The organism is Streptomyces sp. NPDC047022, assembly GCF_040644155.1.
In the GTDB taxonomy this organism is placed as follows: domain Bacteria; phylum Actinomycetota; class Actinomycetes; order Streptomycetales; family Streptomycetaceae; genus Streptomyces.
Map to the genome: position 1 here is coordinate 1 of NZ_JBEYVV010000020.1, position 19,030 is coordinate 19,030.

20 protein-coding genes are annotated in these 19,030 nt (G+C 69.3%); 8 read left to right on the plus strand and 12 right to left on the minus strand.

Annotation, left to right across the window (positions count from 1 at the left end; genetic code table 11):
• Window positions 1-424: 424 nt before the first annotated feature.
• A complete protein-coding gene (locus ABZ845_RS20730; RefSeq protein ID WP_360981714.1) occupies window positions 425-778 on the plus strand; it encodes a DUF6204 family protein in 354 nt (117 codons plus the stop codon).
• Window positions 779-853: 75 nt separating this feature from the next.
• Here the strand turns inward: ABZ845_RS20730 and ABZ845_RS20735 are convergent, their stop codons facing one another.
• Window positions 854-1,648, minus strand: coding sequence for a hypothetical protein (locus ABZ845_RS20735; RefSeq protein ID WP_360981716.1), 795 nt, complete (start codon window positions 1,646-1,648; stop codon window positions 854-856).
• Window positions 1,649-1,865: 217 nt separating this feature from the next.
• Between ABZ845_RS20735 and ABZ845_RS20740 the strand changes: the two genes are divergently transcribed.
• From ABZ845_RS20740 to cseC, 5 genes are all read left to right on the plus strand, one after another.
• A complete protein-coding gene (locus tag ABZ845_RS20740) occupies window positions 1,866-2,828 on the plus strand; it encodes an A/G-specific adenine glycosylase (protein ID WP_360981718.1) in 963 nt (320 codons plus the stop codon).
• A gap of 444 nt (window positions 2,829-3,272) precedes the next feature.
• Window positions 3,273-3,812, plus strand: a complete 540-nt coding sequence (locus ABZ845_RS20745; protein WP_360981720.1) for a SigE family RNA polymerase sigma factor — start codon at window positions 3,273-3,275, stop codon at window positions 3,810-3,812.
• Complete coding sequence (locus ABZ845_RS20750; RefSeq protein WP_360981721.1) at window positions 3,800-4,456, plus strand: hypothetical protein; 657 nt, start codon at window positions 3,800-3,802, stop codon at window positions 4,454-4,456. The genes ABZ845_RS20745 and ABZ845_RS20750 overlap by 13 nt, the downstream gene beginning before the upstream one ends.
• An 8-nt stretch (window positions 4,457-4,464) precedes the next feature.
• Complete coding sequence (gene cseB, locus ABZ845_RS20755) at window positions 4,465-5,169, plus strand: two-component system response regulator CseB (protein WP_360981722.1); 705 nt, start codon at window positions 4,465-4,467, stop codon at window positions 5,167-5,169.
• Between the two features lie 8 nt (window positions 5,170-5,177).
• On the plus strand, window positions 5,178-6,518 hold the full coding sequence (cseC, locus tag ABZ845_RS20760; RefSeq protein ID WP_360981723.1) for a two-component system sensor histidine kinase CseC: 1,341 nt from the start codon (window positions 5,178-5,180) through the stop codon (window positions 6,516-6,518).
• A gap of 393 nt (window positions 6,519-6,911) precedes the next feature.
• Here the strand turns inward: cseC and ABZ845_RS20765 are convergent, their stop codons facing one another.
• From ABZ845_RS20765 to ABZ845_RS20775, 3 genes are all read right to left on the minus strand, one after another.
• Complete coding sequence (locus ABZ845_RS20765; RefSeq protein WP_360981725.1) at window positions 6,912-7,355, minus strand: VOC family protein; 444 nt, start codon at window positions 7,353-7,355, stop codon at window positions 6,912-6,914.
• A gap of 58 nt (window positions 7,356-7,413) precedes the next feature.
• Window positions 7,414-7,836: a helix-turn-helix transcriptional regulator gene (locus ABZ845_RS20770; protein ID WP_360981916.1), complete on the minus strand. Its 423-nt coding sequence runs from the start codon at window positions 7,834-7,836 to the stop codon at window positions 7,414-7,416.
• Between the two features lie 127 nt (window positions 7,837-7,963).
• Window positions 7,964-9,547 carry an MDR family MFS transporter gene (locus ABZ845_RS20775; protein WP_360981727.1) on the minus strand — a complete coding sequence of 528 codons (1,584 nt, stop codon included), beginning with the start codon at window positions 9,545-9,547 and terminating at the stop codon, window positions 7,964-7,966.
• Between the two features lie 173 nt (window positions 9,548-9,720).
• Between ABZ845_RS20775 and ABZ845_RS20780 the strand changes: the two genes are divergently transcribed.
• Entirely contained in the window at window positions 9,721-10,311 is a 591-nt protein-coding gene (locus tag ABZ845_RS20780; RefSeq protein WP_360981729.1) for a TetR/AcrR family transcriptional regulator, read from the plus strand.
• A gap of 369 nt (window positions 10,312-10,680) precedes the next feature.
• Here the strand turns inward: ABZ845_RS20780 and ABZ845_RS20785 are convergent, their stop codons facing one another.
• On the minus strand, window positions 10,681-13,206 hold the full coding sequence (locus tag ABZ845_RS20785) for an ATP-dependent Clp protease ATP-binding subunit (RefSeq protein WP_360981731.1): 2,526 nt from the start codon (window positions 13,204-13,206) through the stop codon (window positions 10,681-10,683).
• 462 nt (window positions 13,207-13,668) lie between these two features.
• On the opposite strand from ABZ845_RS20785, the gene ABZ845_RS20790 reads away from it, so the two are divergent.
• Window positions 13,669-14,310 carry an SCO3374 family protein gene (locus ABZ845_RS20790; RefSeq protein ID WP_360981733.1) on the plus strand — a complete coding sequence of 214 codons (642 nt, stop codon included), beginning with the start codon at window positions 13,669-13,671 and terminating at the stop codon, window positions 14,308-14,310.
• Here ABZ845_RS20790 and ABZ845_RS20795 read toward each other — a convergent pair.
• The 7 genes from ABZ845_RS20795 to nadC form a co-directional block, all read right to left on the minus strand.
• Window positions 14,289-14,627 carry an Lsr2 family protein gene (locus tag ABZ845_RS20795; protein WP_360981735.1) on the minus strand — a complete coding sequence of 113 codons (339 nt, stop codon included), beginning with the start codon at window positions 14,625-14,627 and terminating at the stop codon, window positions 14,289-14,291. The two genes, ABZ845_RS20790 and ABZ845_RS20795, sit on opposite strands and share 22 nt — an antisense overlap.
• 251 nt (window positions 14,628-14,878) lie before the next feature.
• Window positions 14,879-15,412: an amino-acid N-acetyltransferase gene (locus ABZ845_RS20800; protein ID WP_360981737.1), complete on the minus strand. Its 534-nt coding sequence runs from the start codon at window positions 15,410-15,412 to the stop codon at window positions 14,879-14,881.
• A 9-nt stretch (window positions 15,413-15,421) separates the two neighbouring features.
• Entirely contained in the window at window positions 15,422-15,934 is a 513-nt protein-coding gene (locus ABZ845_RS20805; RefSeq protein WP_360981739.1) for a BlaI/MecI/CopY family transcriptional regulator, read from the minus strand.
• A 206-nt stretch (window positions 15,935-16,140) separates the two neighbouring features.
• The gene (locus ABZ845_RS20810; RefSeq protein WP_360981741.1) at window positions 16,141-16,320 is read right to left on the minus strand and encodes a hypothetical protein; all 180 of its coding nucleotides are present in this window, start codon (window positions 16,318-16,320) and stop codon (window positions 16,141-16,143) included.
• A 74-nt stretch (window positions 16,321-16,394) separates the two neighbouring features.
• Complete coding sequence (locus tag ABZ845_RS20815) at window positions 16,395-17,048, minus strand: hypothetical protein (protein ID WP_360981743.1); 654 nt, start codon at window positions 17,046-17,048, stop codon at window positions 16,395-16,397.
• Window positions 17,049-17,243: 195 nt separating this feature from the next.
• Complete coding sequence (locus tag ABZ845_RS20820; protein WP_360981745.1) at window positions 17,244-18,041, minus strand: type III pantothenate kinase; 798 nt, start codon at window positions 18,039-18,041, stop codon at window positions 17,244-17,246.
• A gap of 8 nt (window positions 18,042-18,049) precedes the next feature.
• On the minus strand, window positions 18,050-19,027 hold the full coding sequence (gene nadC, locus ABZ845_RS20825) for a carboxylating nicotinate-nucleotide diphosphorylase (RefSeq protein ID WP_360981747.1): 978 nt from the start codon (window positions 19,025-19,027) through the stop codon (window positions 18,050-18,052).
• Window positions 19,028-19,030: the final 3 nt, after the last annotated feature.

The window sequence follows — 19,030 nt, forward strand, 5'->3', positions numbered from 1 at the left end:
TGCCCGACCCCAACTCCACCAACCAGAACAATCCTTAGCCGCGACGATCTACTAGTGCCGCGGCAGGCAACGTTTGCCCGTTGAGGAGCGGCGTCCGGTGCGTGCTCTCGGCGTGCCGGCCGGAAGCCCTCGTACTGGATGTACTTGGGCTTTCGGCCGGTGCGGCGAGAGTGCGTGCCGGGCGTCGCGACGGGGCGAACGTTGCCTGGTGCGGCACTAGCTCCGCTTGAGGGCCGGGTACGTCATGACGTGAGCTCGGCTTGTCGCGCCCGCGCGGAGCGCGCTCTTCAGGAGCGCGGGGAGCCGCGCGACAAGCCACCACGCACCCGCAGGCCACGGCAGTCCGCAAGCGCCCCCATCAGGCCCGCGGCGGAGCCGGGGAAATCCTGTGGAGGGGGGTCGTGGCGCAGGCTACGTTCGGGGAGTGAGTACTCGTACATTTCGCATTACGGTCCGTGGCGTCTTCGATCGGCTCGATGACGGGCAGAGGGCCGAACTCCTGGCACATGCCGCGGAGCACGACGTGCTGCGTGCGGCGTTCACCCCGGAGGGACACCTCAGCTACGACCTCGCGGCCCGCCCCGCCTTCACCTTCCGGTTCCTGGACTCGGGTGAGGCCGAGGAGGACATCCTGACCGCGGCGGAACACGCCGAGGACGCCGCGAGGGCCTGGCTCGACGAGCGCGGCTACGGCTACAAGAACCTCCGCGTCAACGCGGAGGACCTCTCGCAGGCGCCGCTCGGCAAGCGGCAGCGCCGGGCGCTGTCGGGGTCCTAGTGCCCGGGCGGCACCAGGGTCTTTCGTTTGGATCAGGCCGGATCAGGGAGCGGGGTCTGATCCAAACGAGAGACCCTAGTCCTTGGACAGGACGAACGACGTCTGGGACTTCGGGAAGCCGGGTGCCTGCGCCTCCACCAGATAGGTGCCCGGGGACGCCGAACCCGGCGGGGGCGTGGCGCAGTCGGGGGCGCTCTTCTTGCGGTCCCACTTCACCGTGTACACGGTCTGCGCATTCGCGGGCACACGGAACAGGATGCTTCCGGAGCCGCCCGGGCAGTCCGACGAGGACCAGACGTCGTCGTCACTGCCCGCCTGCGTGATCGTCAACACCGCGCTCTTGGGGCCGAGATCGACCTTGCAGTCGTTGACGGAGGAGTTCCTGGCGACCAGTTCGAAGGTGGGGGTGTCTCCGGGGGCGTAACTGTTGTGCTCGCTCTTCAGCGTCAACTGCACCGCGCTCGGAGTGCAGTTGGGCAGGGACGACCCGGTGCCCGCCGGGAGCCGGCCGCTCGGGGACCCGCCGTCGCCGCCGGCCTCCCCGCCGCCCGCTCCGCCGGAGCCGTCACCGTCCCCGCCGGAGCCCCCCGACCCCGACGAGCCAGATCCGTCCCCGCCGCCCGAACTGTCGCGCCCGCCCGGGTGTTGGCTGATCGCAGGCCCGGAACCTGCGGGGCCCGGCGTGATCGAGGACGTGGGGTGCTTGCCGTCCGAGCCGTCCGCCTTGTTCTTGCCTCCCCCGCCGCCGGAGGAACTGAGCGTCCACGCGACGAACAGCACCAACAGGGCTGCCAGAGACAGCAGTACGGCCCTCCGTCGCCAGTAGATGGAGGAGGGAAGCGGCCCGACCGGATTGCGCAGAGATCCCACGGCGCAAACTGTACGAGAGATCGGACCCGCGCCTTGCCCCACCCGCCGCCCTCGCACCAACTTTTCCGGATCATCATCCCGCGCTCCGGCGCCCGGCGCGGCGATCCGGCCCGTGCGGCGCGCACCTGGCCCCGCCGGGGCTGCCACCGACACAACCACTCCGACCCGGGGCGGTCCCCCACCCTGCCGCCCTTCACATGGCAGGATCAAAAGCGTCATGACTGCACCCACCACCCCCTCCACCGCCCCCGCACCGACCGACGACACCACCGACGAGAGCACCGACGCCCCCGCCGGCCAGGCCCCTGAGGGAGCCTTGCACGGACCGGTCATCGCCTGGTTCGACGAGCACGCCCGCGACCTCCCCTGGCGTCGCCCGGAGGCCGGCCCCTGGGGCGTGATGGTCAGCGAGTTCATGCTCCAGCAGACGCCGGTCGGCCGCGTCCTGCCCGTCTACGAACAGTGGCTCGCCCGCTGGCCGCGCCCCGCGGACCTGGCCAAGGAGCCCCCCGGCGAGGCCGTCCGCGCTTGGGGCCGCCTCGGCTACCCGCGCCGCGCCCTGCGCCTGCACGGCGCTGCCGTGGCCATAACGGAGCGGCACGGCGGCGACGTACCCACCGTGCACGCGCAGCTGCTGGCGCTGCCCGGCATCGGGGAGTACACGGCCGCGGCCGTGGCCTCCTTCGCGTACGGCCAGCGGCACCCGGTCCTGGACACCAATGTGCGCCGTGTCATCGCGCGCGCGGTCACCGGTGTGCAGTACCCGCCCAATGCCACCACCGCCGCCGAGCGCAAGCTGGCCCGCGAGCTGCTGCCCGAGGACGAGCGCACGGCGTCCCGGTGGGCCGCGGCCTCCATGGAGCTCGGCGCGCTGGTGTGCACCGCGAAGAACGAGACCTGCCATCGCTGCCCTATCGCCTCCCGGTGCGCGTGGCAGCTGGCGGGCAAGCCGGAGCACGAGGGACCGCCGCGCCGCGGTCAGACCTACGCGGGCACGGACCGCCAGGTGCGCGGCCGGCTCCTGTCGGTACTTCGGGAGGCCGTGACCCCGGTCCCGCAGTCGGTCCTCGACCGGGTCTGGGACGAGCCGGTGCAGCGCGCCCGCGCTCTGGACGGCCTGGTCTCCGACGGCCTCGTGGAACCCCTGCCCGGCGGCCTCTACCGCCTTCCCCTCACCTGATCTCCTGATCCCATCCCATCCCGATCATCCGATCTCATCCGATCCCGGCACCGCCCGAGCGCGCGCCCCTCGCGCCGCGCCGGGCGGTGCACGCGCATCCGGCCCCCGGTCTCCTCACGCCCGTGTCACAGCTCCTGGCTCGCCACATCACAACGCTCGCCCCTCAGATCACAGAACTTCGGGGACACCATACGGACAAATCCCCCCATATCTAACCCAACTTCCGTCCGCCTATACCCCGTTCCGCTTTCCGTTACACAACCGACGGACAGCCGAGGGCTCTCCGCAGGCTGCCTCGCACACCCCCGTGACAAGTGGTCCGTAACTTCATATGCGTGCCGCCAAGAGTGCGGCGAACGAGTGACATACGGACTTTGAAGGACCGGCACCCGGCTGTGGACCGCAGCCGAAGGAAACGTCGGACGGGGAACGGAGGCGGTTGAAATGGCGCAGGAAGAGGTGCTCGAGTTCGAGGAGTACGTCCGCACGAGGCAGGACGCGCTGCTGCGCAGCGCACGCCGGCTGGTTCCGGACCCGACCGACGCCCAGGACCTGCTTCAGACCGCACTGGTACGTACCTACGGCCGCTGGGACGGCATCGCGGACAAGCGTCTCGCGGACGCCTATCTGCGCCGCGTGATGATCAACACGCGGACCGAGTGGTGGCGGGCCCGTCGGCTGGAGGAGGTCCCCACGGAGCAGCTCCCGGACGCGTCCGTCGACGACTCCACCGAGCAGCACGCCGATCGCGCTCTGCTCATGGACATCCTGAAGGTGCTCGCTCCGAAGCAGCGCAGCGTCGTGGTGCTGCGACACTGGGAGCAGATGTCCACGGAGGAGACGGCCGCCGCCCTCGGTATGTCGGCCGGAACCGTCAAGAGCACGCTGCACCGGGCGCTCGCCCGGCTCCGGGAGGAGCTGGAGTCACGGGACCTGGACGCACGCGCGCTCGAGCGTGAGGAGCGGGAGCGTTGCGCGGCCTAGGCACGGGGGCCATACGGCCCAGGGAAGCCGTCAAGGCGGCGATCGCGGCGATTGCCACGATCGCCGCCCTCGGGCTTTTCGTCTCCGCCTGCGCGACGGGCGGTACCGGCGCACGGGACGAGGGTCCGGCGGGCAGCAACACGGTGGTCTCGCACTCCGCCACGCCCTCGGCCTCGCCGTCCCCCCGGGATCTCACGCGGATGGACGTCGTTCAGATGGTCAAGGACGACCCCACGATCGCGAAGTCGGTCAGGGACGGCCTGAAGCCCTGTGTGGCCGACGAGTACCCGGTCGACGTCTCCTTCGGCGATGTGACCGGCGGCACGGCGAACGACATTGTGGTGAACGTCATGACGTGTGGCGACGCAGTCGGCGTGGGCTCGTACGTGTATCGGATGAAGGATCACAAGTACCAGAATGTGTTCAAGGCCGAGGAGCCCCCTGTCTATGCGGAGATAGACCGTGGTGAGCTGGTGGTGACTCAGCAGATGTACGAGAAGGGTGACCCGGTGTCGTATCCGTCCAGCGAGGAAGTGATCACTTACCGCTGGTCCACGACCCGTTTCACCGAGGTGTCCAGCACACACAACGAGTACAGCAATGCGGTGGGCAACAGCGGCACCGCTGCCCCGAACGGGAACTGAGAGCACGGATGGCAGAACAGACCCACGTCCTGTTCGTCGAGGACGACGACGTCATCCGCGAGGCCACCCAGCTCGCGCTGGAGCGGGACGGCTTCGCGGTCACCGCCATGCCCGACGGACTGTCCGGACTGGAGGCGTTCCGAGCCCAGCGTCCGGACATCGCCCTGCTGGACGTGATGGTCCCGGGCCTGGACGGGGTCAGCCTGTGCCGCCGCATCCGTGATGAGTCGACCGTGCCGGTGATCATGGTCTCCGCGCGCGCCGACTCCATCGACGTCGTGCTCGGCCTGGAGGCCGGCGCCGACGACTATGTGACCAAGCCGTTCGACGGGGCCGTGCTGGTCGCCCGTATCCGCGCGGTGCTGCGCCGCTTCGGGCACGCGGGCGGACCGGACCGGGGAGGCGCGGACACCGCGCCGATGGACGGAGGGGTGCTCACCTTCGGTGAGCTGGAGATCGACACCGAGGGCATGGAGGTACGGCGCTCGGGGCATCCGGTGGCACTCACGCCCACCGAGATGCGGCTGCTGCTGGAGTTCTCCTCGGCGCCGGGCACCGTACTGTCCCGGGACAAGCTGCTGGAACGCGTGTGGGACTACGGCTGGGGCGGTGACACCCGCGTCGTCGACGTCCATGTGCAGCGGCTTCGCACCAAGATCGGCCAGGACCGGATCGAAACGGTCCGCGGCTTCGGATACAAGTTGAGGGCCTGAACGGAAGAATGCCGGGGATTCTCCGACGCCTGGTCCCGGACGACGCCATACGGACGGGCCTCAGATGGAAGCTCAGTGCGGCGATCGCCCTGGTCGGCGCGCTCGTCGCGATAGCGCTGAGCCTGGTCGTGCACAACGCGGCGCGGGTGTCGATGCTCGACAACTCGCGCGATCTCGCCGACGAGCGCATCCAGGTGGCGCAGCGGATGTACGAGTCCGGGCGCACCCAGTCCTTCGGGGTGAAGGTCGACGACCCGGCCATGCCCCATGACCTCCTGCGGGAGGTCACGGAGGGCCGGCGTGCCACCTATGTGTCCGAGGGCGCGCACGGCGTGCCGGACATCTGGGCCGCGGTGCCGCTCAAGGACGGTCGGGTGCTGTCGCTGCACACCCGCTTCACGGACCGCAGCGCCGATGTGATGAAGGACCTCGACCAGGCACTGTTCATCGGCTCGATCGCGGTCGTCCTCGGCGGCTCGGCCCTCGGCGTGCTCATCGGAGGGCAGCTGTCACGGCGGCTGCGCAAGGCGGCCGCCGCGGCGAACCGGGTCGCCGCGGGCGAGACCGGCGTACGCGTGCGCGAGGCGATCGGCGGCGTCGTACGCGACGAGACCGACGACCTGGCGCGAGCGGTGGACGCGATGGCGGGCGCCCTGCAGCTGCGACTGGACGCGGAGCGCCGGGTCACGGCGGACATCGCCCACGAGTTGCGCACCCCGGTCACGGGACTGCTCACCGCGGCCGAGCTGCTGCCGCCCGGGCGTCCCACCGAACTGGTGCTTGACCGCGCCAAGGCCATGCGCACGCTCGTGGAGGACGTCCTGGAGGTGGCCCGTCTGGACGGGGCCTCCGAGCGGGCGGAACTGCAGGACATCATGCTCGGCGAGTTCATCACCCGGCGGGTGGCGGCGAAGGATCCGGACGCCGAGGTCCGGGTGATCCATGAGTCCTGGGTGACGACGGACCCGCGCCGCCTGGAGCGTGTGCTGTTCAATCTGCTGGCCAACGCGGCGCGGCACGGCAAGCCGCCGATCGAGGTGTCGGTCGAGGGCCGGGTCATCCGGGTACGGGATCATGGACCGGGGTTCCCTGAGGAGCTGCTCTCGGACGGTCCTCAGCGCTTCCGTACGGGCCGCTCCGACCGTTCGGGCGTCGGTCACGGCCTGGGTCTGACGATCGCGGCGGGGCAGGCGCGCGTTCTTGGCGCCCGTCTGACGTTCCGCAACATCCGGCAGCCGGGCGCGCCGGAACTCGTGCCGGCCGAGGGGGCGGTCGCGGTGCTCTGGCTTCCGGAACACGCCCCGACGAACACGGGGAGCTTCCCGATGCTGCCGCTGTCGGGGGGCTGACGCGGGCGCGGTTGTCGCCTGCGGCTGCGAGGTGGGGTTTCGCGCAGTTCCCCGCGCCCCCATCGGATGCGGTCTGCTACGTCGCCGTCTGCGGGCACGTCGTGGGCCTTCGCGCAGTTTCCCCGCGCCCCCATCGGATGCGGGTCCGCTACGTCGTCGCCTGCGGGCACGTCGTGGGCCTTCGCGCAGTTCCCCGCGCCCCCATCGGACGAGGGTCCGCTACGTCGACGGCTGCGGGCGCGTCGTGTGGGTTTGGGTGACCGCCGTATTGCGCGCGAAGCGCGCACCTCAGGGGCGCGGGGAACTGCGCGACAAGCCACGACGCACCCGCGGCCGACGCACGGCGGACAACACCTCCGGCAGGGGCGCGGGGAACTGCGCGAAACCGCAGCCCTACGCCCAGTCCTGCTCCAGGTCCAGGCCGCCTTCCCGCCGCTGCGTGAACGAGAACCAGTTCCCGGAGTCGTCGCGGAACAGCGCCTCCGTGCCGTACGGCCGCTCCTGGGGCTCCTGGAGGAACTCCACGCCACGGTCCTTGAGCTTCTTGTAGTCACCGTGGATGTCGTCCGTGGCCAGCACACCGGCGCCCAGCGCCCCCTTGGCCACCAGCTTCTTCATCATCTCCGCGGACTCGGGGTCCATCGCGGGCGGCCCCGGGACCATCAGCGTCAGCTCCACGTCGGGCTGGTCGGGGGCGCCGACGGTGAGCCAGCGCATACCGCCGTCCCCCATGGTCATGTCCGTACGGATCTCGAGGCCGAGCTTCTGCGTGTAGAACTCCTTGGCCCGGTCCTGGTCGAGGACCCAGACGGTCGTGATGGCGAGTCCTTTGATCATGATGTTCTCCCGAAGGCGCGCGGTTTTGCCTGCACTGCCACCGTAGGCAGCGGGGATGTCAGGGCGCTTCTTCGGAATTGCTCTCCCCCGCGTCGGGCACCGCTCGGAAGCCGCCCGCCCAGAGCATCGCGTAGCACCCCGGTATGAGCGCGGCCCCGCGGCCGACGTGCTTCGTGCGGTACTCGCTGGGGGTGAGCCCGGTCGAGGACTTGAACCGGGCGGAGAACGTGCCGACGCTGCTGAACCCCACGAGATGGCAGATCTCGGTGACGGTCAGGTTGGCGGTGCGCAGCATCTCCTGCGCGCGCTCGATCCGCCGGTGCGTCAGATACTGGCCGGGCGTCTCGCCATACGTCGTTTTGAAGGCCCTGATGAAGTGATACCGGGAGTACCCGGCATGCGCGGCGACGGCGCCGAGGTCGAGGTCCGGGTCGGCCCAGTCCCGGTCCATCGCGTCCTTGGCGAGCCTCAGCTGGCGCATCCTGTCCACGCAATCGATGCTGCCACGCGGCACTGACAGCGCATCGGCGCATCGCACCGCACCGCACACGGGCGAAGGCCCCCGGGGCGGACAACGCCGGGGGCCTTCGGGCCGGGGAGGACGCGTGTCAGACGGCCTCTGCAACCGTCGGAAGCGCGTCAGCGACGTCCCCGGTCGCGTCCCCGGCCTGCTTGTCCGGTCCCGCGCCGCGCAGCGGGACTTCCTTCACGAACACCGCTGCCAGCAGCGCCACCACGGCCACCACCGAGCCCAGCAGGAACGCGGAGTGCGTACCCGCGGACACCGCGTGCTGGTAGGCCTCGCGGACCACGGCCGGAAGCTTCTGCAGGCTCTTCGCGTCGAGCTGCGCGGACTTCTCGGTGAACTTCCCCCCGTGCGAGCCCAGGCGTTCGAGCATCACGTGCTGAACACGGTTGTTGAAGAGCGCGCCCATGATCGCGACACCGAAGGAGGAGCCGAGGGTCCTGGAGAGGGTCGAGGTCGACGAGGCGACGCCCATGTCCCGCATCTCGACGCTGTTCTGCGCGACCAGCATGGTGACCTGCATCAGGCAGCCCATACCGGCGCCCAGGACGGCCATGTACAGGCCCGAGGTGAGCCGGGTGGTGTCCGTGTTCATCAGCGAGAGCAGGTACAGGCCGGTGATCATCAGCACGCTGCCGACCAGCGGGAAGACCTTGTACCGGCCGCTGTTGGTGGTGACACGTCCGGCGATCATCGACACGACGAGCATCGCGCCGAGCATCGGCAGGAGCAGCAGACCGGAGTTGGTGGCGGACGCGCCCTGCACCGACTGCTGGTACAGCGGCAGGAACAGCACGGCACCGAACATCACGAAGCCGGTGATGAAGCCGATCGTCGCCATCAGTGAGAAGTTGCGGCTGCGGAAGATGTGCAGCGGAACAACCGGCTCCGCGGCCTTGGTCTGCCAGAACACGAACCCGACGAGCGCGGCGACGCCGATCGCGATCAGCTCCATGATCCGCGCGGAGGTCCAGGCGTACTGGCTGCCGCCCCAGGTGGTGACCAGCACGATCGAGGTGATGCCCACGGTGAGCAGAGCGGCGCCGAGGTAGTCGATACGGGCCTTGGCGCGCTTCTTGGGCAGGTGCAGCACCGCGCTGACCGCAGCCAGGGCGACCACGCCGAGCGGCAGGTTGATGTAGAAGGCCCAGCGCCAGCCCCAGTGGTCGGTGATGGTGCCGCCGATCAGCGGTCCGCCGATCATCGCGAGCGCCATGATGCCGGCCATCATGCCCTGGTACTTGCCGCGCTCACGCGGCGGGATCAAGTCGCCGATGATGGCCATGACGCCGACCATGAGGCCGCCGGCGCCGAGGCCCTGGAGGGCGCGGAAGCCGATGAGCTCGTTCATGTTCTGCGCCATGCCGCTGAGCGCCGACCCGATCAGGAAGATCACGATCGAGGCCAGGAAGGAGCCCTTGCGCCCGTACATGTCGCCGAACTTGCCCCACAGGGGGGTGGAGGCGGCGGTCGCGAGGGTGTATGCGGTCACCACCCACGACAGATGCTGAAGGCCGCCGAGCTCGCCCACGATGGTCGGCATCGCGGTGCCCACGATCATGTTGTCGAGCATCGCGAGCAGCATCGCGATCATGAGCGCCAGCAGGACGACTCGTACGCTCCGTGGTTGTTCCCCGGCTTTCGCCGGTGGCATGGTGTCCGCCATCGTGTTCCCTACTCCCCTGGTACCGCGACCGGCCAGCTACTTACTTGCCGACCGGCTAGTTGATTACACTGAGGGAAGGTAGCCCGTAACTAGCCGGGCGTCAAGTAAGTTACCCATGAGGCCTGCCCTTGGGCCGACAGGCATGGCCTCCGGGGAACGCGAGGAGTACGAGAATGGGCGGCACCACCATGGACGACACCAAGCGGCAGCGGCGCGGGGACACCCGCCAGCGCATCCAGGACGTGGCGCTCGAACTCTTCGTCGAGCAGGGCTACGAGAAGACCTCGCTGCGGGAGATCGCCGAGCACCTGGACGTCACCAAGGCCGCGCTCTACTACCACTTCAAGACCAAGGAAGAGATCCTGGTCAGCATCTTCGAGGACCTGTCCCGCCCGATCGACGATCTGATCGAGTGGGGCAAGACGCAGCCGCACAGCCTGGAGACCAAGCAGGAGGTGCTGCGCCGCTACAGCGAGGCACTGTCCGGCGCGGCCCCGTTCTTCCGCTTCATGCAGGAGAACCAGGCCACCATCCGGGACCTGAGCATCGGCGAGCAGTTCAAGGACCGCATGATGCAGATGCGCGAGATCGTCAGGGACCCGGGCGCGTCCCTGACCGACCAGGTCAGGTGCATCAGCGCACTGTTCACCATGCACGCGGGGATGTTCGTCCTCCAGGACCTGGGCGGCGATCCCGAGGACGTCCGCAAGGCGACCCTGCAGGTCGCTGTCGGCCTGGTGTCCCAGGCGCACTCCGGGACATAGACGCCCCAAGGCGCCTCATTCGCTCACCGAAGCCACCGCATCGGCTCACCGGGAGAGACGCGTCGTGCACTCGAAGAAGCGCCTCGTCCACCACGCGGCTTTGCGCCCGTGAAGTATTTTCCTTTTTCCCGGCTTCCCGGCGGAAGCCGCCCGGATATCCGGATCGGATCGGGTAATTCCCCGGTGTGACGGATTCCCGATACCGCACCGGCACCGCATCCCTGCCTGGCCGACTCGACTCGGCGTGGCCATTTTGCGCGAAAAGTTCCTTTTATTGGGGCTCTCTGGCGCCGACCGGATCGCGTGCGAAAACGGGGCTGCCCCCGAGACCGAAGTCCCGGGGGCAGCCCCTTCGGCGAAACGCGGAGGTTACGCGTCCTTGCTCAGGTTCGGGCCGGCGCCACCAGCCGCCTGCTCGATCGGCGGGACGTCCGGCAGTGCCGACTTCTCCTCACCACGGAAGGTGAAGGTCTGGGAGTCGCCCTCGCCCTCCGTGTCGACGACCACGATGTGGCCCGGACGCAGCTCGCCGAAGAGGATCTTCTCGGAGAGCGTGTCCTCGATCTCGCGCTGGATGGTCCGGCGCAGCGGCCGGGCGCCCAGCACGGGGTCGTAGCCCTTCTTGGCCAGCAGCTCCTTGGCGGACTGGGCGAGCTCGATGCCCATGTCCCGGTCCTTGAGCCGCTCGTCGACCTTGCCGATCATCAGGTCGACGATCGCCAGGATGTCCTTCTGGGTCAGCTGCGGGAACACGACCACGTCGTCGACGCGGTTGAGGAACTCGGGGCGGAAGTGCTGCTTCAGCTCGTCCGACACCTTGTTCTTCATGCGCTCGTAGTTGCTCTTCGTGTCGCCCGCGGCGGCGAAGCCCAGGTTGAAGCCCTTGGAGATGTCCCTGGTGCCGAGGTTGGTCGTCATGATGATGACCGTGTTCTTGAAGTCCACGACCCGGCCCTGGGAGTCGGTCAGACGACCGTCCTCCAGGATCTGCAGCAACGAGTTGAAGATGTCCGGGTGGGCCTTCTCGACCTCGTCGAACAGGACGACCGAGAACGGCTTGCGGCGCACCTTCTCCGTCAGCTGGCCGCCCTCTTCGTAGCCCACGTATCCGGGGGGCGAACCGAAGAGCCGCGACACCGTGTGCTTCTCGCTGAACTCCGACATGTCGAGGGAGATCAGGGCGTCCTCGTCGCCGAAGAGGAACTCGGCGAGCGCCTTGGACAGCTCCGTCTTACCGACACCGGACGGGCCCGCGAAGATGAACGAACCACCGGGACGCTTCGGGTCCTTCAGGCCCGCACGCGTACGGCGGATCGCCTTCGACAGCGCCTTGACGGCGTCCACCTGGCCGATGACGCGCTTGTGGAGCTCCTCCTCCATGCGCAGCAGGCGGGAGGACTCCTCCTCGGTGAGCTTGAAGACCGGGATGCCCGTGGCGGTGGCGAGCACCTCGGCGATCAGCTCGCCGTCGACCTCGGCGACGACGTCCATGTCGCCGGCCTTCCACTCCTTCTCCCGCTTGGCCTTCGCGGCGAGCAGCTGCTTCTCCTTGTCACGGAGGGAAGCCGCCTTCTCGAAGTCCTGGGAGTCGATCGCCGACTCCTTGTCCCGGCGCACGGCCGCGATCTTCTCGTCGAACTCGCGCAGGTCCGGCGGAGCGGTCATCCGGCGGATGCGCATCCGGGAGCCGGCCTCGTCGATCAGGTCGATCGCCTTGTCCGGCAGGAAGCGGTCCGAGATGTAGCGGTCGGCCAGGGTGGCGGCCTGGACCAGGGCCTCGTCCGTGATGGAGACGCGGTGGTGCGCCTCGTAGCGGTCGCGCAGGCCCTTGAGGATCTCGATGGTGTGCGGCAGCGACGGCTCCGCCACCTGGATCGGCTGGAAGCGGCGCTCCAGGGCCGCGTCCTTCTCCAGGTGCTTGCGGTACTCGTCCAGCGTGGTCGCGCCGATGGTCTGCAGCTCACCGCGGGCCAGCATCGGCTTCAGGATCGAGGCCGCGTCGATGGCGCCCTCGGCGGCACCCGCACCGACCAGCGTGTGGAGCTCGTCGATGAACAGGATGATGTCGCCGCGGGTGCGGATCTCCTTGAGCACCTTCTTCAGGCGCTCCTCGAAGTCACCGCGGTAGCGGGAACCGGCGACCAGCGCGCCCAGGTCGAGGGTGTAGAGGTGCTTGTCCTTGAGGGTCTCGGGCACCTCGCCCTTGACGATGGCCTGGGCCAGGCCCTCGACGACCGCCGTCTTGCCGACGCCGGGCTCGCCGATGAGAACCGGGTTGTTCTTGGTGCGGCGGGACAGCACCTGCATGACCCGCTCGATCTCCTTCTCGCGCCCGATGACCGGGTCGAGCTTGGATTCACGGGCGGCCTGGGTGAGGTTCCGGCCGAACTGGTCCAGGACGAGGGAGGTCGAGGGCGTGCCCTCGGCCGGGCCGCCGGCGGTGGCGGTCTCCTTGCCCTGGTAGCCCGACAGCAGCTGGATGACCTGCTGGCGGACACGGTTGAGATCTGCGCCCAGCTTGACCAGGACCTGGGCGGCGACGCCCTCGCCCTCACGGATCAGGCCGAGCAGGATGTGCTCCGTGCCGATGTAGTTGTGGCCCAGCTGAAGAGCCTCGCGGAGCGACAGCTCCAGGACCTTCTTGGCACGGGGGGTGAAGGGGATGTGACCGGAGGGGGCCTGCTGGCCCTGGCCGATGATCTCCTCCACCTGCTGGCGGACCGCCTCGAGCGAAATCCCGAGGCTCTCCAGGGCCTTAGCGGCGACACCCTCACCCTCGTGGATGAGACCCAGGAGGATGTGCTCGGTGCCGATGTAGTTGTGGTTGAGCATCCGGGCTTCTTCCTGAGCCAGGACGACAACCCGCCGCGCGCGGTCGGTGAACCTCTCGAACATCGTTAATCGCTCCTCAGAGCGGTCAGGCGGTGAGGGGACGCTCCCCTCACTGTCCTTCCGCAGCTTAGTCCCGCAAGCGGGGACCGCTCATTCCAACTGCCGACACCGTCCGGATCACCTCCGCTCACGCGAAGACAGAGTTCCTGCCTCCTGACCCCGAACGCTGACACATGCTCCAACTTGATGGTGCGAGACGATGTTCCCGCAGGCCAGGCAGATACCCCACTCACCAGTACGCCGACGGCGAACGCAAGACCGCCTTTCCCGCGCGGACGCCCCCTCCCACTAGGGATGTCTTACCCGCACGCACGGACACTCCATGCCGCGCACACCGGTTCCCTCCGCTACGGGCGAACATCCTTGCGCTGCCGGACGTCCCCACACGCCCCCTTGTCCGGCACTTTGGGTTACGCCAATGCAACCCAGCGTAACCCCGAACGGTCTTTCCCGGTTGCTCCTGGCATGGTCCACACGGTGCCACCGCCCCGAAGACCGCTCGACTCGAGCAGCACGACACGCGACTGGTACGAGGAGGAGCTGGGCTGGGCGACCCTGCCCGGGGAACCCGTCAGGCTGGCCACCGGAGTCCGCTTCGACGCCCTCCAGATCCCCGCTGAGGCCGGATTCGCCGCTCTGCGGCATCTGGGTCCCGCCTTCCCGCCTCAGGCGCCTGTGGCGCTGTGCGGGGCGAGGATGCTGCTGCTGGTGGCCCATGGCAGCGCGGAGGAGCTGCCGGGGCTGCTCGACTGGCTGGAGTGGGGCTCGCTGGCCCTGGACCTCACGGCGACGGGAGCGGGCGGGCACATCCAGGCTCCGCCGCCACCGGGAGAGTCCCCCGTTTCCCCCCTGGCTCTTCCGTCAGGTCATCCCGGCACCCCGGGCCGCCGGCCACTCCCCCTGGGCCGGGTCGATTCACAGGGGGCCGCCGTATGGCTGCGGCCCCCTGAACCGGGGTGCGAGGTCGAGCTGCTGCTGCCGACGCTGTCGGCCGTGCGGGGCGGTGGGGGCGCCCCCGATCTGGTACGGCTGGTCGACACGGTGGCGACACAGTGCCACCGGGTCCGGCTGTGGCGCTCGCGCGCTCAGCCGTTCGCCTTCTCGTAGGCCTCGCGAATGGTCGCGGGAACACGGCCGCGGTCGTTGACCTCGTAACCGTTCTCCTTCGCCCACGCGCGGATCTGCGCGGTGTCCTGGCTGCCACCGGAGGCCGCGGCGCGAGCCTTGCCCCGCCCGCCCGACGCACGACCGCCGGTGCGACGACCGCCCTTCACATACGGCTCGAGAAGGCCGCGGAGCGTGTCCGCGTTCGTGGTGGTGAGATCGATCTCGTACGCCTTGCCGTCCAGCGCGAACGTGACGGTCTCGTCAGCCTCGCCACCGTCGAGGTCGTCAACAAGAAGGACCTGAACCTTCTGTGCCACCGGATTTCCTTTCATCGATATCTTCAGGGCCGAGGGTCTGCGGCTCGTGCCGCGCGTTTCACGCCCCCTGTTATATGCAGTACTGCAGTACGTCGGAAAGCAAACCGCTTTTGCGGGAAAAACACAAACCCTCGGGGAGAGACCCACGACCGACCCGGAGACCGGAAAGATGCGCGTTTCGGACATAGGGAACCTGGGCAAGGACGTCAGACTGAAGCACGGCTGAATAGCGACCGGCGATCGGCGGCCGATCACAGATGCAGAAGCATCCGGCTGTTGCCCAAGGTGTTCGGTTTCACCCGTTCGAGACCCAGGAACTCCGCCACGCCCTCGTCATAGGAACGCATCAGCTCCGCGTAGACATCGGTGTCCACGGGTGTCTCGCCGATCTCCACGAACCCGTGCTTCCCGAAGAAGTCCACTTCGAAGGTCAGACAGAATACGCGGCGTACACCGAGCCACCGGGCGGTGCCCAACAACTTCTCGAGCAGCTGATGCCCTACGCCGAGCCCTCTGGCCTCGCCCGCCACCGCGAGGGTGCGGACTTCCGCCAGGTCCTCCCACATGACGTGCAGGGCACCGCATCCGACGACCCCACCGCTGTCGTCGCGTTCCGCCACCCAGAACTCCTGGATGTCCTCGTAAAGCGTCACCGTCGCTTTGTCGAGCAGGATGCCGCGCCGGACGTAGTCGTCAAGGAGACGGCGCACCGCCGGGACATCGCTCGTCCTGGCCCGTCGCACGGTGATGGCTTTTGCGGTGCCTTCGGGGCTCTGTGCTGGCATGCGCGGACGTTATCGTCCGTTGTCGTCCTCGGCGGACGGGGGGTTCTTCGCACCGGGCGTCCGGGCGGGGTTCTCGACGGAACGATCGGGGGCGGCGGATTCGGGGGATTCCGCGCCTGAGCCGTCGGGGGTTTCCGTACTCGCGGGCTCCCGTGCACTCTCGGGGCCCTGCACGATGCGCATGGCGTCACTGAGCGCCTGCCGCTGTTCCTCGCTCATCATGCCGAAGAAGGCGACCAGTGCGGCGGCGGCGTTGTCGCTCTGCGACCAGGCGTCGTTCATCAGGGCAGCGGCGTAGGCGGCACGCGTGGAGACAGCCTCATATCGATAGGCCCGCCCTTCCGCCTCCCGGCGGACCCAGCCCTTCTGATGGAGATTGTCCAGAACGGTCATCACCGTGGTGTACGCGATGGACCGCTCCTGTTGAAGGTCTTCCAGGACTTCTCGAACGGTCACCGGGCGGTTCCACTTCCACACCCGCGTCATGACCGCGTCTTCGAGTTCTCCCAGGGGGCGAGGCACGTACCGCATCATAGTGTGAGATGCCATTCATAACGCGCTGGACGTGCACACAGGCGGTGAACGGCGACAAAAAGGGCGTACGACTCGGAAAAGGGTGCGAGTCATACGCCTGGGGGCGCCCGTCGGCACCGAGGCGCGCACGAGGCGCGAGTGCCACACGAGGCGCGAAGGCCCCGCCGGGCCTCGGTCAGACCTCGGTGCCCCGGTCAGGCCTTGATGTCACGGGCGGCCCCGTGGCCGCTCTCGGTGTGCGCGAGGGCCGCGTCGACAGCCGCGTCCTCCTTGGCCTTGTTGGCGCCGCCCTGGGTCTTCACGATCACCCGGATGAGCCCGATGAAGAACACGGCCATGACGACCGGGGGAACGAGCGCGGAGACGTAGTCCATGCGTTCAGGGTAGCCATGGCCTGTCCGATGCATCCCGGTCGGGTGGGCTTGAACCGGATCAGGCCTGAGCGGCACTAACCGACGGCGAGCTGCCGTTGTGCGTGCGGGGGGCCGGGCTTGCGCTTCGGCGGGAAGACCTCGCCGGGGGTTGGGATGGGGCGCGAGGGCCGCGGGGCTCCCGGCTCGGTGGCCGGGGCGGGCTTCTCCGGCTTCGGGGCGGGCTTCTCGGCGGGTTTGTGGGCCGGCTTCCCCTCCGCCTCCTCCACGGCCGCAAGGCCGCCAGGGAGAGCCGTGAGCCGGACCCGGGAGGCGGGGATGACCGCCCCACGCGGGGCGGGGCAGGGGCGCGCCTCCCGTTCGGCGAGCGCCTCACAGCGGTCGAGGAGGGTGGCGGCGGCCGGGTTGCCGCGCAGGGCGCGCAGGGCCGCGAGGTCGTCCAGGACCGGGCGGTACCCGGCGTGCAGGGCGTCCTCCAGGAGGGCCAGGTAGCCGGTGAGGGAGCCGGGGAGGGCGGCTCGGTAGCGCGCGAGGTCGGCCAGCAGGAAGGCCCGCAGGCGGGCGCCCTCGCGCACCGCCTCGTCGACGGACTCTGCGAGGCGGAGGCAGTCCTGGACGTCCTCGGAGGAAGCGGTGCGGGGCTGGAGGGCGAGGGCGAGGGCACGGCGGAGCACGCACAGCTCCTCCGCGCCGAACGCCAGGCCGCCGCGAGATCCGTATGGCGTGGGCATGAGGTGACGCTACGCGCTAATCGGACAAAACCGGCACAGGGGGCGCCGTGTCGCCCCCGGGTTTCCCTCAGCTGGCGGTTACGCCGGCCTTTCGCCCCCGCGCGGGACCACGCAAGGGCGAGAGCGGACCGGGACGCACCTGCGGACCGGGCCGACGGCAGGCCCGCCCGTGACGGCGGGCCGCTGCCGGCCCGGTCAGAGGCGCGACACGTTCCGCTCGTAGACCAGGCGCAGACCGATCAGGGTCAGCCAGGGCTCGTGCTCGTCGATCACCGTGGACTCGCCCAGCACCATGGGGGCCAGGCCGCCCGTCGCGATCACCGTGACCTCGTCCGGGTCGTCCGCCAGTTCGCGGGCCATGCGGCCGACCACTCCGTCGACCTGCCCGGCGAAGCCGTACACGATGCCCGCCTGCATCGCCTCGACGGTGTTCTTGCCGATCACCGAGCGGGGCCGGGCCAGTTCGATCTTGCGGAGCTGGGCTCCCCGGACGCCGAGCGCCTCCACGGAGATCTCGATGCCGGGAGCGATGACACCGCCCGCGTACTCGCCGCGCCTGGAGACCGCGTCGAACGTGGTCGCCGTGCCGAAGTCCACGACGATCGCGGGGCCGCCGTAGAGCTCGACCGCCGCGACGGCGTTGATGATCCGGTCGGCGCCGACCTCCTTCGGGTTGTCCATCAGGATCGGGACGCCCGTCTTGATGCCCGGTTCGACCAGGACCGCGGGCACGTCGCCGTAGTAGCGGCGGGTGACCTCGCGCAGCTCGTGCAGCACGGACGGAACGGTCGAACAGATCGCGATGCCGTCGATGCCGTCGCCCAGTTCCTCGCCTAGGAGGGGGTGCATGCCCATCAGGCCCTGCAGGAGCACCGCCAGTTCGTCCGCCGTGCGGCGCGCGTCCGTGGAGATCCGCCAGTGTTCGACGATGTCCTCACCGTCGAACAGGCCCAGCACCGTATGCGTGTTGCCTACGTCGATGGTCAGCAGCATGGCCCTACCTACTCCGCCGCTCGCAGGTCCAGACCGACGTCCAGGATCGGCGAGGAGTGCGTCAGCGCCCCGACCGCCAGGAAGTCGACGCCCGTGTCCGCGTACGACTTGGCGCCCTCCAGGGTCAGGCCGCCCGACGCCTCCAGGAGCGCACGGCCGGCGACGATGGCCACCGCCTCCTCGCACTCGCCCGGCGTGAAGTTGTCCAGAAGGATCAGGTCCGCGCCCGCGTCCACGACCTCGCGCAGCTGGTGCAGCGTGTCGACCTCGACCTCGACCGGCACCTCCGGGAACATCTCACGGACCGCGGCGAACGCCTGCTTCACCCCGCCGGCCGCCACGACGTGGTTGTCCTTGACCAGCGCCGCGTCCGACAGGGACATACGGTGGTTGACGCCGCCGCCGCAGCGGACCGCGAACTTCTCCAGGGACCGCAGTCCGGGGGTCGTCTTGCGGGTGTCGCGCACCTTCGTCCCGGTGCCCTCCAGGGCGTCCGCCCACGCGCGCGTGGCGGTCGCGATGCCCGACAGGCGGCACAGGATGTTCAGCGCGCTGCGCTCGGCCGTGAGCAGGTCCCGGGTACGCGTGGTGACGGTCAGCAGCTTCTGGCCCGCCTCCACCCGGTCACCGTCGTCCACATGGCGCTCGACCTCGAACTCGTCCGTGCAGACGACCGAGATGACCGCCTCGGCGACCCTGAGGCCGGCCGCCACGCCCGCCTGGCGCGCGGTGAAGTCGCCCGTCGCCACCGCGTCCTCGGGGATCGTCGCGACCGTCGTCACGTCCACGCCGTTGTCCAGGTCCTCCTGGACGGCGACATTGGCGATGTCCTCGACCTCCAGCGGGTCGAGTCCGGCGTCGGCCAGGATCTGCGCGAGCGCGGGGTCGAGCCCGCACTCCAGGTACTCCTCGTCGCCGTCCGCGCCGCAGGCACAGCCGTCGCCGCAGCCGCCGTCCGGGACGAGGGGAAGGTCGTGGGTGCTCACTTC

Excerpts from the sequence above, each read along its gene's own strand:
- cseB (WP_360981722.1), top strand. The coding sequence starts at position 4,465 with ATGGCAGAACAGACCCACGTCCTGTTCGTCGAGGACGACGACGTCATC.
- ABZ845_RS20790 (WP_360981733.1), top strand. The coding sequence starts at position 13,669 with ATGGTCCACACGGTGCCACCGCCCCGAAGACCGCTCGACTCGAGCAGC.
- ABZ845_RS20810 (WP_360981741.1), bottom strand. The coding sequence starts at position 16,320 with ATGGACTACGTCTCCGCGCTCGTTCCCCCGGTCGTCATGGCCGTGTTC.
- ABZ845_RS20800 (WP_360981737.1), bottom strand. The coding sequence starts at position 15,412 with ATGCCAGCACAGAGCCCCGAAGGCACCGCAAAAGCCATCACCGTGCGA.
- ABZ845_RS20740 (WP_360981718.1), top strand. The coding sequence starts at position 1,866 with ATGACTGCACCCACCACCCCCTCCACCGCCCCCGCACCGACCGACGAC.
- ABZ845_RS20770 (WP_360981916.1), bottom strand. The coding sequence starts at position 7,836 with ATGCGCCAGCTGAGGCTCGCCAAGGACGCGATGGACCGGGACTGGGCC.
- ABZ845_RS20815 (WP_360981743.1), bottom strand. The coding sequence starts at position 17,048 with ATGCCCACGCCATACGGATCTCGCGGCGGCCTGGCGTTCGGCGCGGAG.
- ABZ845_RS20780 (WP_360981729.1), top strand. The coding sequence starts at position 9,721 with ATGGGCGGCACCACCATGGACGACACCAAGCGGCAGCGGCGCGGGGAC.
- ABZ845_RS20775 (WP_360981727.1), bottom strand. The coding sequence starts at position 9,547 with ATGGCGGACACCATGCCACCGGCGAAAGCCGGGGAACAACCACGGAGC.
- ABZ845_RS20785 (WP_360981731.1), bottom strand. The coding sequence starts at position 13,206 with ATGTTCGAGAGGTTCACCGACCGCGCGCGGCGGGTTGTCGTCCTGGCT.
- ABZ845_RS20820 (WP_360981745.1), bottom strand. The coding sequence starts at position 18,041 with ATGCTGCTGACCATCGACGTAGGCAACACGCATACGGTGCTGGGCCTG.
- ABZ845_RS20765 (WP_360981725.1), bottom strand. The coding sequence starts at position 7,355 with ATGATCAAAGGACTCGCCATCACGACCGTCTGGGTCCTCGACCAGGAC.
- ABZ845_RS20745 (WP_360981720.1), top strand. The coding sequence starts at position 3,273 with ATGGCGCAGGAAGAGGTGCTCGAGTTCGAGGAGTACGTCCGCACGAGG.
- cseC (WP_360981723.1), top strand. The coding sequence starts at position 5,178 with ATGCCGGGGATTCTCCGACGCCTGGTCCCGGACGACGCCATACGGACG.